General features: G+C 74.2%; 10 protein-coding genes and 1 pseudogene. 3 read left to right on the top strand and 8 right to left on the bottom strand.

All coding sequences use genetic code 11. The annotated features are described in order from the left end of the window. Positions 1-58: 58 nt before the first annotated feature. From IEY75_RS05210 to IEY75_RS05195, 4 genes are all read right to left on the bottom strand, one after another. Entirely contained in the window at positions 59-1,468 is a 1,410-nt protein-coding gene (locus IEY75_RS05210) for an FG-GAP-like repeat-containing protein (RefSeq protein ID WP_189113058.1), read from the bottom strand. A gap of 112 nt (positions 1,469-1,580) precedes the next feature. Beyond that, positions 1,581-2,750: a PepSY-associated TM helix domain-containing protein gene (locus IEY75_RS05205; RefSeq protein WP_189113057.1), complete on the bottom strand. Its 1,170-nt coding sequence runs from the start codon at positions 2,748-2,750 to the stop codon at positions 1,581-1,583. Positions 2,751-2,899: 149 nt separating this feature from the next. Further along, positions 2,900-3,400, bottom strand: a complete 501-nt coding sequence (locus tag IEY75_RS05200) for a DinB family protein (RefSeq protein WP_189113056.1) — start codon at positions 3,398-3,400, stop codon at positions 2,900-2,902. A 75-nt stretch (positions 3,401-3,475) separates the two neighbouring features. Further along, positions 3,476-5,338, bottom strand: coding sequence for a Xaa-Pro dipeptidyl-peptidase (locus tag IEY75_RS05195; protein ID WP_189113055.1), 1,863 nt, complete (start codon positions 5,336-5,338; stop codon positions 3,476-3,478). Positions 5,339-5,444: 106 nt separating this feature from the next. Between IEY75_RS05195 and IEY75_RS05190 the strand changes: the two genes are divergently transcribed. Then, entirely contained in the window at positions 5,445-6,092 is a 648-nt protein-coding gene (locus IEY75_RS05190) for an HAD family hydrolase (protein WP_189113054.1), read from the top strand. Positions 6,093-6,182: 90 nt separating this feature from the next. Here IEY75_RS05190 and IEY75_RS05185 read toward each other — a convergent pair whose 3' ends face one another. The 4 genes from IEY75_RS05185 to IEY75_RS05170 form a co-directional block, all read right to left on the bottom strand. After that, the gene (locus IEY75_RS05185) at positions 6,183-6,818 is read right to left on the bottom strand and encodes an MBL fold metallo-hydrolase (RefSeq protein ID WP_189113053.1); all 636 of its coding nucleotides are present in this window, start codon (positions 6,816-6,818) and stop codon (positions 6,183-6,185) included. Next, positions 6,815-7,903, bottom strand: a complete 1,089-nt coding sequence (locus tag IEY75_RS05180) for an S-(hydroxymethyl)mycothiol dehydrogenase (protein WP_189113052.1) — start codon at positions 7,901-7,903, stop codon at positions 6,815-6,817. Before IEY75_RS05180 ends, IEY75_RS05185 begins: the two co-directional genes overlap by 4 nt. 181 nt (positions 7,904-8,084) lie before the next feature. Further along, on the bottom strand, positions 8,085-9,677 hold the full coding sequence (locus tag IEY75_RS05175) for a sensor histidine kinase (protein WP_229789368.1): 1,593 nt from the start codon (positions 9,675-9,677) through the stop codon (positions 8,085-8,087). A 3-nt stretch (positions 9,678-9,680) separates the two neighbouring features. Beyond that, positions 9,681-10,451 carry a response regulator transcription factor gene (locus tag IEY75_RS05170; protein WP_189113051.1) on the bottom strand — a complete coding sequence of 257 codons (771 nt, stop codon included), beginning with the start codon at positions 10,449-10,451 and terminating at the stop codon, positions 9,681-9,683. Positions 10,452-11,085: 634 nt separating this feature from the next. On the opposite strand from IEY75_RS05170, the gene IEY75_RS05165 reads away from it, so the two are divergent. Together IEY75_RS05165 and IEY75_RS05160 are read left to right on the top strand one after the other, a co-directional pair. After that, positions 11,086-15,138 (top strand): Pls/PosA family non-ribosomal peptide synthetase, encoded by a 4,053-nt coding sequence (locus tag IEY75_RS05165; protein ID WP_189113050.1) that lies wholly within the window; start codon positions 11,086-11,088, stop codon positions 15,136-15,138. A gap of 76 nt (positions 15,139-15,214) precedes the next feature. Beyond that, a pseudogene (locus IEY75_RS05160) lies at positions 15,215-15,589 on the top strand (lysine 2,3-aminomutase); the annotation flags it as partial.

Raw genomic sequence — 15,589 nt, 5'->3', positions numbered from 1 at the left:
CCGGGGCGGCGGTTCAGCGGGCGGTGTTTCAGCGGGGGACGGTTCAGCGGGCAGCGGTTCAGGTCAGGGCGCGGGTGGTGAGCCACGGGCCGCGGACCCGCCACGCCTCCGCCCCGTAGGGGGCGCCGGCCCGCCCGTGGCGGTAGACGACCAGGTCGCCGTCCGGGGCGACGCCCATGAGGTCGCCGTACCGGTCGCCGTCGGCGTCGGTCGCGGCGAGCTGCCGGTGGGCCGCCCAGCGGGGGTCGGTGCTGCGCCAGGCGGGGGTACCGAACGGCACCGGCCCGGGGCGCCGCACGAAGCCCTGGAGCGAGCCGTCCGTGCCGGCGACCACGAGGTCGGCGAGCCGGTCCCCGTCCAGGTCGGTCGCCACAAGCTGGCGGGTGCCGACCCAGTCCGCGATCCGCCAGGCCGGCTGGCCGGTGAACGGCTGCCGCGGGTCCCGGGTGTTCACGAAGCCGACGAGACCGCCGGCCGCGTCCACGCCGACGAGGTCGGCATAGCCGTCCCCGGTCAGGTCGCCGGCCGCGAGCAGCCGCAGGAAACCCCACTGCCCGGGCGTCGACCACGTCGCCTCGCCGTACGGCGGGGTGGCGGCCGGGGTCGCGGCCCCGGCATGCTGGTGGACCGCGAGCGTGCCGTCGGTGCGGACCGCGATCAGGTCCGGCCGGCCGTCGCGGTCGACGTCCGCCCGGGTGAGCGCGGTCGTCGCCGACCAGTCCCGGGCGGTGTCGTGCCAGCGGGCCGGGCGGGCCTTCGGCCCGGCGGTCGCGCGGCTCCCGGCGGCGGGGGAGTACCCGAACAGGCGGCCGTCGCCGTCGACGGCCGCGAGGGCCGGGGCGTTGCCGGGCGCGGCCGGCGGGCCCGGCGGCACCGCGGGGGCGACCGCGGCCGGCCGGGCCGGCGGCGCGCCGCCCGGGGCGCGGACGTAGCCGGAGATGGGGACGTCGTCGGCGCCCGCGCGGGCGGTCAGCGGGTCGAGGCGCCGCTCCACCACGCGGTTGCCGTAGTTGCCGTCCACGGTGCTCAGGGTGCCGTCGGGGTGGACGGCGCTGACCACGGCGACGTGTCCGCCCAGGTCGTGGCCCGGGACGCCGTAGACCGCCAGGTCGCCGGGCAGCGGGCCGCCGCCGCGGGTGCCCGGCGGGCGGGCGCTGTACAGGCCCCGCTGCTGGCCCCACACGCCGAGCGCGGTCGCCACGTACTGGCCGCGCGGCACCCCCGGCACCCCGGCCTGCTCCCACACCCAGGTGGCGAACATCGCGCACCAGTCGGTACACATCGGCCCGTAGGGCTGGCACTTGCGCCCGCTGGCGGCGCGCCCCACCTCGGCCCGCGCCAGGGCGACGATCGCCGCCGACCCGGTGCCGGCGGGCGGGGCCGGCGGGGGCGCGGCGCTCGCGGGCAGCCCGGTGACCAGCAGCGCCGCCGCGGTCAGCCATCCGCACCAGATTCGCGCCCTGCGCACCCGTACCCCCCACCGCGTAGCTGGATTCTCTGGCCGGGTCGTGACCGCGTCCGACGGCAGGCGACGGGACGCCGGTGCGGTGACCCGCGCGTGTCGGGACCGACCCTAACGGCTAGCTGGTCGACATAGTGGACACCGTCGATGACGGATCCGATTTCTGGCCGGTCCGCCAGCCGCGAATCAGGTCAACGGCCAGAAAGCCCAGCAGGCTCACCCCCAGGACCGGCAGCGCCCAGCCGACCGCCCCGACCGCGACGGCCGCCGCGACCAGGCCGACCGGGTGCGCGCCCCGCCAGGCGCCGCGCCGGGGCGCCCGCCCCCACCGCCACAGGCGCGGGTCGGCGGCGGGCCGGCGCTGCCACCACATCCGGTACCCCCAGCAGATCCCGGCGACCAGGCCCGCCGCGACGAGCACCAGCAGGACCTGGTTGGCGACGCCGAACAGCTTGCCCATGTGGCCCTGGATGCCGAGCTTGCTGAGCTGGGCGAACACCGGCCACTCCCGCCAGCGGACGCGGTCGGTGACCTGGCCGGTGGCCCCGTCCACGGCCAGCGCGTCGTACCGGACCGGCCACACGTTGTCGGTCTGCGCGAACACCCAGGCGTGCCCCGGTGTCGCGGGCGGGGTGAGCTGCACCGGGCCGGTCAGCCCCGCCCGTCGGCCGGCCGCGAGCACGGTGTCGGCCTCGGCGGGGCTCGTGCGGCCGGCGGCGTCCCCGCCGTGGCCGGTGTGGGCGCCGCCGGTGGCCGCGCCCGAGGGCGCCGTCGCCACGGCGGGCCGGCTCGCGCCGACCCACTCCTGTACGGCGTCGAACCGCGCCCCGGCGTGCCGCGACCAGGTCAGGCCCGTGGCCGACAGCCCGACCAGCACGACCGACAGCCACACGCCGGTGGTCGCGTGCCAGCCGCGGGTGCGCCGGACCCCGCGCCCGCGGCCGTCGGGCACGAGCAGCCGCCGGGCGGTCCGCCGGCCGTACCGCCGCTGCCACCACAGGGCCAGCCCGCCCAGCACCAGGACCCACAGCCAGCTCGCCGCCAGCTCCGAGTAGTATCGCCCCACGTCGCCCAGGTGCAGGTTCTTGTGCAGCGCGCTGAGCCACGCGGCGACCGGCGTCGCGCCGAACGAGGTGTCCAGGGTGCCGCGCACCTGCGCCCGGTACGGGTCGACGAACACCGTGCGCTGCAGGTCGTCGGCGGTCAGCGCCGGTACCGCGAAGGCCACGCGGGTCGTCTCGCCGGGCGCCCCGCCGGCCGTGACCGAGGCCAGCGTCCCGTCGGGCACGGCCTTCCTGGCTGAACGGAGCCGCCGCTCCGCGCGCCGGCACCCCGTCAGTCGCTGCCGCGCCCGCCGGAGTTCCCCGGGGGCACCGCACTCTGCCCGCACGGCCCCCCGCCCGCGAGCCGGTCGGCCACCGGGACGCCGCCGGCCGATCAGTCGGGGCGGTGGTCCCCGACCGTGCCGTCGAGCAGCTCCCGCACGATGTCGACGTGGCCGGCGTGCCGGGCGGTCTCCTCGACCATATGCACCAGGACCCAGCGCAGGGTGACCTTCTCGCCGAACCAGGCGGTGCCGCGCGTCTCCAGCGCCGTGTCGGCGATGACCGCGTCGGCGGCCGCGCGGGCGCGGGCGTGGAAGGCGAAGATGTCGGCCGTCGACTCGTGCGGCCCGACCCGCAGGTCGGCCTCCGGGTCGTCGGCGTCGAAGGGCAGCGGCTCCGTCGGCCGCCCGAAGGTCTCGCAGAACCAGCCGTACTCGACGGCGGCCAGGTGCTTGAGGAGGCCGAGCAGGTGGGTGCCCGACGGGGTCACCGGCCGCCGGAGCTGGGCGTCGTCGAGCCCTTCGAGTTTCCACAGGATCGCGTCGCGGTGGCGGTCCAGCGCCACCGTCAGGCTGGTCTTCTCGTCGCCGGTGAACGGCACGCGTAACGGCATGGCCGCACGGTAGCCGGCGGGGCCGACAGGCGCGGGCGGAACGGCGGCAACCGGCCGCCCCGCCCGCGCCGGCGGTCAGGGGCCGGCGAACCGCATCGGCAGGTGCAGGGCGCTGCGCCGCTCGTCGACCTCGACGGTGGTGCCCGCGCGGTACCGCAGGGTGTGCGCGCGGTCGGTGGAGATCAGCACCAGCCCCAGCCGGTGGCCGGCCGGGAACACGTGGTCCTGGGTCTGCAGCGGCACCGTGACCTCGTGGAAGCGGCCCGGCCGCAGCGGCCGGTCGGCCCACAGGCCGTGCCGGTTGCGCAGGTCGAGCCAGCCGCGGCTGACGATCTCGTGCGGGGTGTCGGCCAGGACGTACCGCGCCTTGGCGAAGCAGCCCGGGTCCTCGGGGGTGCCAGGCCCGATGCAGTCCAGCTCGTCGGTCAGCCGCTCGGTGCGCTGGAACCGGTTCGCCCGCCCGTAGTCCACCAGCAGCGCGGTCAGGTACGGCGACGCCCCCGCCGCGCGGACCCGCACGGTCACGCTCCCGGTGCCGGAGTACCGGACGGGCGCGGGCAGCGGGTCCGACACGTACTGGAGCCGGCCGGGGTCGGCGCCGGTCTCCCGGGCCACCAGGTCGTCGGCGGTCCTGGCGGGGTCGTCGGTGAAGGAGCGGCCGGCCTGCCCCGGGGTCAGGCGCAGGGCGGCGGGCCCGCCGTCGAGCGGGATCCGCTCGGTGGCCGTACCCGGCTCCGGCCAGTCGGCGGCCTCGGTCCAGGTGCCCGGCCGGGTCTCCACCGAGGCCGTCGGCTCCCGCATGATGCCGGTGTCCACGCCGTACAGCCACTGGTCGAACCAGCGGTGCAGCGTGCGCAGCCACTGCGCCCGGCGGACGTCGAACGGGCTGCTGTGCGCGCCCTGGTGCAGCCAGATCTTGCGGGGCACCCCGTGCGTGGCCAGCGCCGACCACCACGGCCCGACATGGCCCATCCGCACGTTCCAGTCGTGCAGGCCGTGCACGAGCAGCACGCTGGCCCTGACGTTGCCGGCGAACCGCGCGTAGTTGCGCTCGTGCCAGAACGTGTTGACGTTCCCGGTACGCCGGTCCTGTGCCTTGTCGAGCGCCGCCAGGACCGGCGCGCAGACCTCCGGGTTCTGCCGGGTCAGCACCGCGCGGGCCAGGATGTCGGCGTCCTCGCCGAGGAAGCCGCCGGGGTGCACGACGCCGCCGCCGGAGCGGTAGTAGTCGTACCAGTTGGAGATCGCGGCCACCGGCACGATGGTCGCCAGGCCGGGCACCCCGGTGGCGGCCACCGCGTTGGGCAGGGTGCCGTTGTACGAGGTGCCGATCATGCCGGTGCGGCCGGTGCTCCAGGCCGCGGTCACCGGCGCCCCGGCGGCGTCGGCGCCGCGGGCCCGGCCGTTGAGCCAGTCGACGACCGCCCGCATACCCTGCGTCTCGTTGCGGCCGCCGCTGGTCGGGCAGCCGGTGGAGCCGCCCGAGCCGAGGCTGTCGGCGAACACGACGGCGTACCCGCGCGGGACGAAGTAGTTGTCCAGGTAGTCGGCGAAGGTCAGCGCCGGGTCGCGGCGGGCGGTCGGCGGGGCGAGGGCGTCGTCGGCGCGGTCGATGTCGTCGTGCATCGGGACGTCCAGCGTGCCGGAGTAGTACGGGCTCGGCTGGAAGATGACCGGCACCCGGACGCCCGGGGCGGTCCGCGGCCGGATCACCCGCACCGCCACCCGGTCCGGGGTGCCGTCGGCGTCGCTGTCGGCCGGTACCTCCACGGTGAGCTGCTCGCGGATGGCCTCGGCGTAGTCGTACACCGGCTCGGTGCCGGCGGCTGCGGGCGCGGCGGCGCGCCCGGCGCCCGGCGGCGCGGCCGGCGCCGGCAGCGCCGGGGCCAGCAGCGCCGCGGCGCAGCAGGCCGCGAACAGTGGACGGATCGGCGACATCGGTGCCCTCCCCAGGGTCGGACCCGCGTGGGGTCCCGGTCACTCCGCGCGCACTATAACGGCGACCCGGCCGCGCCGGGGGCGGTCGGCGGGTAACGTGCCAGCGGTGATCAGATGGGACACCGTGGACGGTGTGGTCTTCGACTGCGACGGCCTGCTCGTGGACACCGAGCCCTGCTGGTTCGCCGCCGAGCGGTCCATCTTCGCCGAGTACGGCCGCGTGTACGGCCACGCCGAGCAGGCCCAGCTCATCGGCACCCAGTACCGCGCCGCGGCCGCCCGGATGGCCGCCATGCTCGGCCGCCCGCAGGACGCGGCGCCGATCGCCGACCGCCTCCTGGCGCGCACGGCGGAGGCGATCCGGCGCGACTGCCAAGCCATGCCCGGTGCGCGGGAGCTGGTCGGCGCGTGCGCGGCGCGGGGGCCGGTGGCCGTGGCCAGCAACAGCCCCCGGGCGCTCGTGGACCTGTCGCTGGCCGCGGCTGGCTTCGCCGCGCTGCCGGTCGTGACCGCCGACGACGTGCCCGCCCCGAAGCCGGCCCCGGACGTCTACCTGGCGGCCTGCGCCGCGCTGGGGGTGCGCCCGGCGCGCGCGGTGGCGTTCGAGGACTCGCCCACCGGCGCCCGGGCGGCGCGGGCCGCGGGCCTGTACGTCGTGGCCGTGCCGTCGCTGCCCGACCAGCCGATCGACGCCGACCTCACCCTGGCCAGCCTCGCCGACGCGGACCTGCCCGCCGGCCGGGAGCGGCCCTGACCCCGGCCGGAGCGAGTGGTACCGACCCCGGCCCGGAGCGGCCCTGACCCCGGCGTCCGGCGGCACTGGCCGGGCGGCGGTCCCGGGTCCTCAGCGGGCGGCGACCTCGGCCAGCCACCGCGGCAGGGCCGGCGCCTCGGCGCCGATCGTGGTGGACGCCCCGTGGCCGGTGTGGACGGTGGTCTCCGGCGGCAGGGTGAGCAGGCGGTCCCGGATCGAGGCGACGATCGTGGGGAAGTCGGAGTACGACCGCCCGGTCGCCCCGGGCCCGCCCGCGAACAGCGTGTCCCCGGTGAACACGACCTCCGCCCCGGGCGCGTACAGGCAGCACGCGCCGGGCGCGTGCCCCGGCGTGTGCAGCACCCGCAGTTCCACGCCCCCAACCTTGATCACTTCGCCGTCGCCCAGCTCGGCGTCCGGGGCCCGGCCGGGGTGGGTCAGGTCCCACAGCGGCCGGTCGTCGGGGTGCAGCAGCACCGGGGCCCCGTACCGGTCGGCCAGCGCCGGGGCGGCGTTGACGTGGTCGTTGTGCGCGTGGGTGCAGACGACGGCCACCAGGCGGCGGTCGCCGACGGCCGCGGCGACGGCCCCGGCGTCGTGGGCCGCGTCGATCACCACGCACTCCTCGTCGTCGCCGACGAGCCAGACGTTGTTCTCCACCTCCCACGTGCCGCCGTCCAGCGTGAACACCCCGGCCGTGACGACCCGGTCGACGCGCGCGCTCACGGCAGCACCACCACGCTGCGCAGGACCTCGCCGCGCTCCATCTTCTCGAACGCCGCCGCCACGTCGCCGATGCCGATCGTCTCGGTGACGAACCGGTCCAGCGGCAGCCGGCCCTGCCGGTGCAGGTCGACCAGGACCGGGAAGTCGCGCTCGGGCAGGCAGTCGCCGTACCAGGAGGACTTCAGCGCGCCGCCGCGCCCGAACACCTCCAGCATCGGCAGCGTCAGCTCCATCTCGGGCCGCGGCACCCCGACGAGCACGACGGTGCCGGCGAGGTCGCGGGAGTAGAAGGCCTGCTCGTACACCTGCGGCGCGCCGACCGCCTCGATCGCCACGTCGACGCCGTGGCCGCCGGTGAGGCCCCGGATCGCCGCCACCGGGTCCGTCGTCGCCGAGTTGACCGTGTGGGTGGCGCCGAACTCCCTGGCCCAGTCCAGCTTCCGGTCGTCCACGTCCACGCCGATGATCGTCGTGGCCCCGACCAGCGCCGCGCCCGCGATGGCGGCGTCGCCGACCCCGCCGCAGCCGAACACCGCGACGCTGTCGCCGCGCTGGACGCCGCCGGTGTGCACGGCCGCGCCGATCCCGGCCATGACGCCGCAGCCCAGCAGGCCCGCGACGGTCGCCGGTACGCCGGGGTCGACCTTGGTGCACTGGCCTGCGGCCACCAGCGTCTTCTCGGCGAACGCGCCGATGCCCAGCGCGGGCGACAGCGGCGTGCCGTCGGTCAGGGTCATCTTCTGCGTCGCGTTGTGGGTGGCGAAGCAGTACCACGGCCGGCCGCGGCGGCACGCCCGGCAGGAGCCGCAGATGGCCCGCCAGTTGAGCACGACGAAGTCGCCGGGGGCGACGTCGGTGACGCCGGGGCCGACGGCGCAGACCACGCCCGCCGCCTCGTGCCCCAGCAGGTACGGGAACTCGTCGCCGATGCCGCCCTGCACGTAGTGCAGGTCGGTGTGGCAGACGCCGCACGCCTGCACGTCGACGACCGCCTCGCCCGGCCCCGGGTCCGGGACCACGATCGTCGTGAGCGCGGCCGGCCCACCCTTGCCTGACGCGACCACCGCACGGACCTCGACCGCCACCCTGCCTCCACTCCCCACCCGAACGCGACCGGCCCGCCCCGGGCGACGCGGCACCCGTCGCCCCGTCGCCGGGCCGTCCTGACCAAAGCGTACGGCCCCCGGCGCCGCGGCGGCTCCGATCGGTGCGCGACCGGGAGATCGCGGACGCCTGCCGCGCCGTTTCCGGTCGGGGACCGCGTGATCAGCGGGCGACCTCGGGGGTCCGGGCCGGGGGCGGGGCGGGCTGGTCCGCCGGCAGCAGGACCCGGAACGTGGCGCCCCCGGCGGCCGGGCGGTGCAGCTCGACCCGCCCGCCGTGCGCGGTCACGATCGCCGCCACGATCGCCAGTCCCAGCCCGGTACCCCCGGCCTGGGACGTTCGGCTGCGGCTGGAGTCCCCGCGGTAGAACCGCTCGAACACCCGGTCGGCGTGCGCGTCGGGCACCCCCGCGCCGGTGTCGGTCACCTCCAGGACGGCGCACGGCCCGGTGACCCGGTCGGCCCCGACGGCGGCCGCCCGCCCGTGGTCGCCCGGGCGGTGCTGCCGGCCGATGCGGACCGTCACCGTCGCCGGGGCGGCGGTGTGCTGGAGCGCGTTGGCCACGAGGTTCGCCGCGACCTGGCGCAGGCCCGGCTCGTCCCCGGCGATCGTCACCGGCTCCAGGCCGGTCGCGTCGTCGTGCAGCGCGGCCAGCCGGACGGTCCGCTCGGGTACCCGGGCGTGCGCGTCGCGGATCGTGTCGGCCGCCACCTGGAGCAGGTCGACGGGGCGCCGCTGGAGAGCCCGGCGTTGGTCGAGGCGGGCCAGCAGCAGCATCTCCTCGGCCAGCACCGCCATCCGGGTCGCCTCCTGCTCGATCCGGGACATCGTGTCGTCCAGGACCGGGCCTGGCGGGGCGCCGCCGCGGCGGTACAGCTCGGCGAAGCCCCGGATCGAGGTCAGCGGCGTGCGCAGTTCGTGCGAGGCGTCGGCGACGAACCGGCGCAGCCGCTCCTCCGAGGCGCGCCGGGCGGCGACCTCGGACTCGATGCGGGCGAGCATCGTGTTCAGCGCGACGCCGAGCTGCCCGGTCTCGGTGTGCGGGTCGTCGTCGAGCCGCCGGGACAGGCCCCCGTGGGTGATCGCGGCGGCGGTCTCGCCCATCCGGGTCAGCGGCAGCAGGCCGAGCCGGACGACGGTGCGGCCCAGCAGGCCGAGCACCAGCAGGACGGTCACCGTGACGCCGATGTCGATGAACAGCAGGCGCTCGCTGGTCTGCTCGACCTCGTCCAGCGCCACCCCGACCAGGACCAGCCCGCCGGTGTTGCCGACGGGGACGGCGAGCAGCCGCCACTCGGTCTGGCCGTCGGTGGCCGGCACGGTGTACGGCTGGCGGGTGCGCGCGCGGGCGAGCAGCGCCTCGAACGGCTCCAGCCGCGGCTGCGAGGCGCCGGTGATCCAGCCGTGCCGGTTCTGCCGGTTGCCGTCCGGACCGAAGACGATCAGCGCCTGGTCGGGGCCGAGGCGCTTGGCGACGCGGCGGTGCCCGCCGTTGGCGGTCGTGCCGGTGTCCAGGTCGGCGCCGCGGGTGTACGGCCGGCCGAGCCCGATGAGCTGCCGGTCGATCTTGGCAGTGAGGTAGCTACGGAGCAGGACCAGCCCGGCGGTGTCGGCGACGACCAGGGCCAGCGCCGCCATCGCCGCGGCGACCAGGACGAGCCGCGAGCGCAGGGTCCACTGCCGCCACGGGCGCGGCCAGCGGCGGCGGGGCGGCCGGGGACGCAGGTCGAGCGTGGGCTCGTCGGCGTCGTCCACGGCTCAGGTGTCTTCGCGGGGCAGGCGCAGCGTGTAGCCGACCCCGCGGACGGTGTGGATCAGCGCCGGCCCGTCCCGGTCGATCTTGCGGCGCAGGTAGTAGACGTACGACTCGACGATCCGGCCGTCGCCGTCGAAGTCGTAGTCCCACACCCGGTCCAGGATCTGCGCCTTGCTGACCACCCGGCCGGCGTTGAGCAGCAGGTACCGGAGCAGCTTGAACTCGGTCGGCGACAGGTCGATCTGCCGGCCGCCGCGGCGGACCTCGTGGGCGTCGTCGTCCAGCTCCAGGTCGGCGAAGGTGAGCGTCGGCGGCGGGGTGTCGGCCTCGGGGCGGCTGCGGCGCAGGATCGCGCGGATCCGCAGCACGACCTCCTCCAGGCTGAACGGCTTGGTCACGTAGTCGTCGGCCCCGGCGGTCAGGCCGGAGATGCGGTCGGAGACCGCGTCGCGCGCGGTGAGGAAGACGATCGGCACGTGGCGCCCCTGGGCGCGCAGCCGCTGCGCGACGGCGAACCCGTCCAGGTCGGGGAGCATGACGTCCAGCACCACGAGGTCCGGGTCGAACTCCTCGACCACGGCGAGCGCGTCGGTGCCGGTGTTGGCGACGCGGACGTCGAACTCCACCAGGCGCAGCGTCGCGGCGAGCAGCGCGCAGATGTTCGGTTCGTCGTCCACGACGAGTACCCGCTCGACCCGCGCGGATGTGACCGTATGGTCGAGCGCCGTCGGACTAATGGTGTTTCCCGCCACCCAGTTGGTTTCAGACTGCATCCAAATTCCTGTAGCGAGTCCTGCGAATATCTGTCGTTGGCAGCCTAACGGTAGCCGAGCGGTCAATCGACGGCACTCATTGCATCATTCCGTGAACGAACCGATCTTCAAGCCCGTGATCCCCTGTGAGACAGTGATCACAGAATGTATTGATGGTCGTAGTTTCTTACCGTACATACCGGACAGAAGCACGGCTCCGAGCTTGCTCCGAGGTTGCTTCGAGCTTTTCCTCAGCGTTCATCGGTTCGATAGCCGAGCGTGCCCGGGTCATGGGGGAGGAACCGCACGTAGCCGCCTAGTTCGGCACAAGCCAAGCCGAGAGATGGGTGTTCCCGTGACGATCGTGCCGATCAACCGTCCTGAGTGTGGGTCCCGTCGAGTTGCGGCGTACCGCGATCGCGGCCATAGTCGTTCCGTCTTTGTGGTCGGTCAAGCGCGCACGTCGGTCCGCCGGTGATGATCGCGTAAACACGGCGAACGCGAGCGAACACCCCGGGCGCACGGCGCCGGCGGCCGGAATGCCCACACAATTCCGGCATAGCGGGTTCTTTCGCTCGCCTGTGGACTCACCCCACTGCTCGTCCGCCCACCCGCGGTGCGAGTGCCCTGTGCCAGAGCTGGAGAAAGGACCGCCATGGAGTCGGCAGCGGAGCTGTGCCTGCACGAGCTCTTCGAGGCCACTGCACGCAAGTCGCCGGACGCGATCGCGGTGACCTGCGGCCCCCGGGAGACCACCTACGCTCAGCTGGACGCCGCCGCCAACCGGCTCGCCCGGCACATCAAGTCGCTCGGCGCCCGCCGCGGCGAGTACGTCGCCCTGTTCCTGCACCGCTCCGACCTCGCCGTCGCCGCGATCCTCGCCTGCCACAAGGCCGGCGTCGTCTACGTGCCGATCGACCCCGGCTACCCGACCGAGCGGATCCGCCACATCAGCGACGAGCTGGGCGTCGTCCTCTGCCTCACCGACGAGGACCTGGCCCCGCGCACCGCCGACGCCTACCCGCACATCCGGGTCGAGGTCATCGGGGTCCACTCGCCGTGCGTCGCCCTGGAGGCGCCCGCCCCGGCCGAGCCAGAGCCGTCGCTGGGCCACGTCTCCCCGTTCGACCTCGCCTACGTGATCTACACCTCCGGCACCACCGGTCGGCCCAAGGGCATCATGACCGAGCACCGGAACGTGACCCGCTTCGTCCACGCCTTCAACGAGGTCTGCGCGACCGCGCCGACCGACCGGGTGTACCAGGGATTCTCGCTCTGCTTCGACGGCAGCATCGAGGAGATCTGGATGGCGTTCTCCAACGGCTCCACCCTCGTGGTGCCCGAGCTGGGCGCGCCCAAGTTCGGCGACGACCTGGCCCGGCACCTGGCGGAGCTGGAGGTCAACTACTTCTCCACCGTGCCGACGGTGCTGGCCACGCTCGGCGTGCCGGTGCCCAGCCTGACCACCGTCGTGCTCTCCGGCGAGGTCTGCCCGCCGGACCTGGTCGCCCGCTGGGACCGCCCCGGCCTGGCGCTGTGGAACGTCTACGGCCCCACCGAGGCGACCGTCAACACCACCGCCTTCCGCTGCCGCGCCGGCCAGCCGATCAACATCGGCCGGCCGCTGCGCGGGTACCACCTGGAGGTCGTCGACGAGGAGCTGCGCCCGGTGGCCCGCGGCGAGTCCGGCGAGCTGGTGATCCGGTCCGAGACGCTGGCCCGCGGGTACGTGCGCCAGCCCGACCTGACCGCGAAGACCTTCGTGAGCATGGACGGCGACGACCCCTGCCGGATCTACCGCACCGGCGACCTGGTGCGGGTCAACGACGACGGGGAGTACGAGTTCTTCGGCCGGATCGACGGCCAGGTCAAGATCCGCGGCAACCGGGTCGAGCTGGGCGAGATCGAGTCCGTGCTCACCGAGTGGCCGCAGATCAAGGCCGCGGCCGTGAAGGTCGTGGAGATCGAGGGCATCCAGGAGATCGCGGCGTACGTCGTCACCGACGCGCCCGCCGCGCACCTCGACCGCGACGGCGTCCTGCGGCTCGCCCAGGACCGCCTCATGCCGTACATGCTGCCGAACTTCCTCGACGTCATGCCGGAGATGCCGCGCACCACCAGCGGCAAGGTGGACCGCAAGCTGCTGCCGCCGCCGGCCAGCCCGCTCACCCGGGCGCTCGGCGACGTCGAACCGCCGGCCACCGACATGGAGGTGGCGCTCGCCCGGGTGTACGCCGACGTGCTCGGCGCGCCGGCGGTGTCGGTGACCGCCGACTTCTTCGTCGACCTGGGCGGCCACTCGCTCGTCGCCGCCAGGGCCGCGACGGCGCTGCGCGACAGCGTCGGGCACATGGTGACCGTGCGCGACATGTACAAGTTCCCCTCGGTCCGGGCGCTCGCCGCGTACCTGGAGACCTTCGGCCCCCCGTCGGCCGGCGGCGGCGTCCCGGCCGGGCCCACCGGCCCGACGGCCCGGGAGGTGTACGAGAGCCAGTCGAAGCTGAGCCGCTGGACGACCTGGACGCTCCAGGCGCTGTCGATGTACCTCTTCGGCGCGATCTTCGCGCTGCTGCCGGCCGTCCTGTTCTTCCTCACCGTCTTCTGGGTCCTCGGCGAGGTGGCGACGCTCTGGTACGTGATCATCGTCGGCCTGCTCGCGCTCGGCGCCTGGCCGATCGTCATCCTGCTGGCGATCGGCGCCAAGTGGGTGCTCATCGGGCGGTACAAGCCCGGCGAGCACAAGCTGTGGAGCTTCTACTACTTCCGGTTCTGGCTGGCCGCCCGGTTCACCGCGATGAGCGGGGCCGAGTCGCTGGTCGGCACGCCGGTCATGCCGCTGTACTACCGCCTGATGGGCGCCCGGGTGGGCAAGCGCTGCCACCTGCTCACCGGCCAGGTGGGGGCGTGGGACCTGCTGGAGATCGGCGACGACACCAGCATCGGCGCGGACACCCAGCTCATGGGCTGGCGGGTCGAGGACGGCCTGCTCAAGATCGGGCGGATCGACATCGGCGACCGCTGCTTCGTCGGCCAGCACTCCGCCCTGGGCCTGGACACCGTCATGGGCGACGACTGCGCGCTGGACGACCAGTCGCTGCTGCCCGACGGCCACGTCATGGCCGACGGCGAGCAGCGCCGCGGCTCGCCGGCCATCCCGGCGCGGGTCGAGCTGCCCAGCCGCACGGTGCACGCCTCCACCGCCCGCCGGTTCTTCTTCGGCTGGCTGCACGTGGCCGCCGTGGACTTCTTCTTCTGGCTCGGCGCCGGCATGTTCCTGGGGCTGATGTTCCTGTTCCGGTGGATGCTGCTGCACCTGGGCATCTCCACGTCGGTGGCGATCCTCGCGGTCGCGGTACCGGTCGTCCTGGTGTTCACGGCCGCCTTCTCCGCCGTGCTCAAGTGGGTCATCCTGCACCGGATCGAGCCGGGGGAGTACCCGACCGAGAGCGTCACCTACGTCCGCAAGTGGATGTCGGACCTGCTGATGAAGCGGGTGAAGCAGGCGTTCCTCCCGGTCTACACGACGCTGTACCTGCCGCCGTTCCTGCGGATGTTCGGCGCGAAGATCGCCCGCCGGGCGGAGATCTCGACGATCTGGAGTATGCAGCCGGAGCTGACCGAGATCGGCCCGGAGAGCTTCTTCGCCGACGGCGCGATCATCGGCGGCAAGCGGGTGCACCACGGCGTGTTCCAGGTCGACTGGAACCGGATCGGCGCCCGCAGCTTCGTCGGCAACAGCGCCATTCTGCCGATGGGCAAGAGCATGGGCGACAACGGCCTGCTGGGCGTGCAGTCCCTGCCCCCCTCGGGCATGGACACCACGCCGGACGGCTGGGAGGGCCTGGGCTCGGAGGCGTTCACGCTGACCCACCGGGTCAAGGTCGAGTCGTTCGACGCGGCCGTCATCTTCCAGCCGTCGCTGGGGCTGTACCTGCAGCGGGCGATCATCGACGGCCTGCGCGTGCTGATCCCGTACTACGCGGCGCTCGCCGCGCTGGTGCCCTACCTCTACTGCCTGTGGTGGGCGCTGTCCACCGGCGGCGTCCTCAAGGTCACCCTGGTCGCGCCGGTGGTGGCGATGGGCTTCGCCGTCGCGGCGATGCTGTTCGTGGCCTTCATGAAGAAGGCCATCATGGGTACCTTCAAGCCGGTCGTGAAGCCACTGTGGTCGGTGTACGTCTGGCTGAACGAGATGATCAACGGCATCTACGAGTCGGTCTTCTCCCCGTCGGTCTCCGTCTTCCTCGGCACGCCGTTCGCCGCGCCGTTCTTCCGCCTGATGGGCGTGAAGCTCGGCAGGCGCGTCTATCTGGCGACCACCCTGTTCTCCGAGTGGGACCTGGTGGAGATCGGCGACTACGCCGCGCTCAACTACGGCAGCGTCCTGCAGAACCACCTGTTCGAGGACCGGGTGTTCAAGTCCAGCAGTATGCGGGTGGAGGCGGAGACGTCGGTCGGGAACATGGCCATCGTCCTGTACGACTCGGTGCTCTCCCGCGGGGCCTCGCTCGGCCCGCTCTCGCTGCTGATGAAGGGCGAGACCCTCCCGGAGTACACCGCCTGGCACGGCATCCCGTGCGAGCGGGCGACCGCGCCCGCGGCGACGGTCCCCGTCGTCACGGCGCCGCCCCGGCGGGAACTGCCCGCTCAGCGCAGCACCGACGACACCGTGGTCCTGCGCGCCCTCGCGGGCGCCGGCCGGCGTTGATTCTGTTCCACCCCGTCCGCGACCCGCGCGGCCGGCGACCTTTCCAACACATCCGCAACATGTGGGGGTACGCACGATGACCATCACCGCAGAGCCTGCCGCGGGCGCGTCCATCGACGCCCCCGCCCTGGGCCAGCCCTACGAGTACCGCCGCCGCCCGCTGGTGGAGCCGGACTGGACGCGTTTCCCGGGTTGGCGGGATGTCACCCGGGAGCAGTGGGAGTCGGCGCAGTGGCAGCGGGTGAACTGCGTGAAGAACGTGGCGCAGTTGCGGGCGGTGCTGGGGGATCTGGTCGACGAGCGTTTCTACAGTGATCTGGCTGACGACCAGGCGCAGATGGCGACGATGTCGATGTTGGTGCCGCCGCAGATGGTGAATACGATGGTGCCGTTTGAGGTGATGTCGACGGAGGCGTTTTATGCGGATCCGGTGCGGCGTTACATGATTCCG

Source organism: Pilimelia terevasa (assembly GCF_014647915.1).
In the GTDB taxonomy this organism is placed as follows: domain Bacteria; phylum Actinomycetota; class Actinomycetes; order Mycobacteriales; family Micromonosporaceae; genus Pilimelia; species Pilimelia terevasa.
This window is presented reverse-complemented; position numbering and strand designations above follow the sequence as displayed.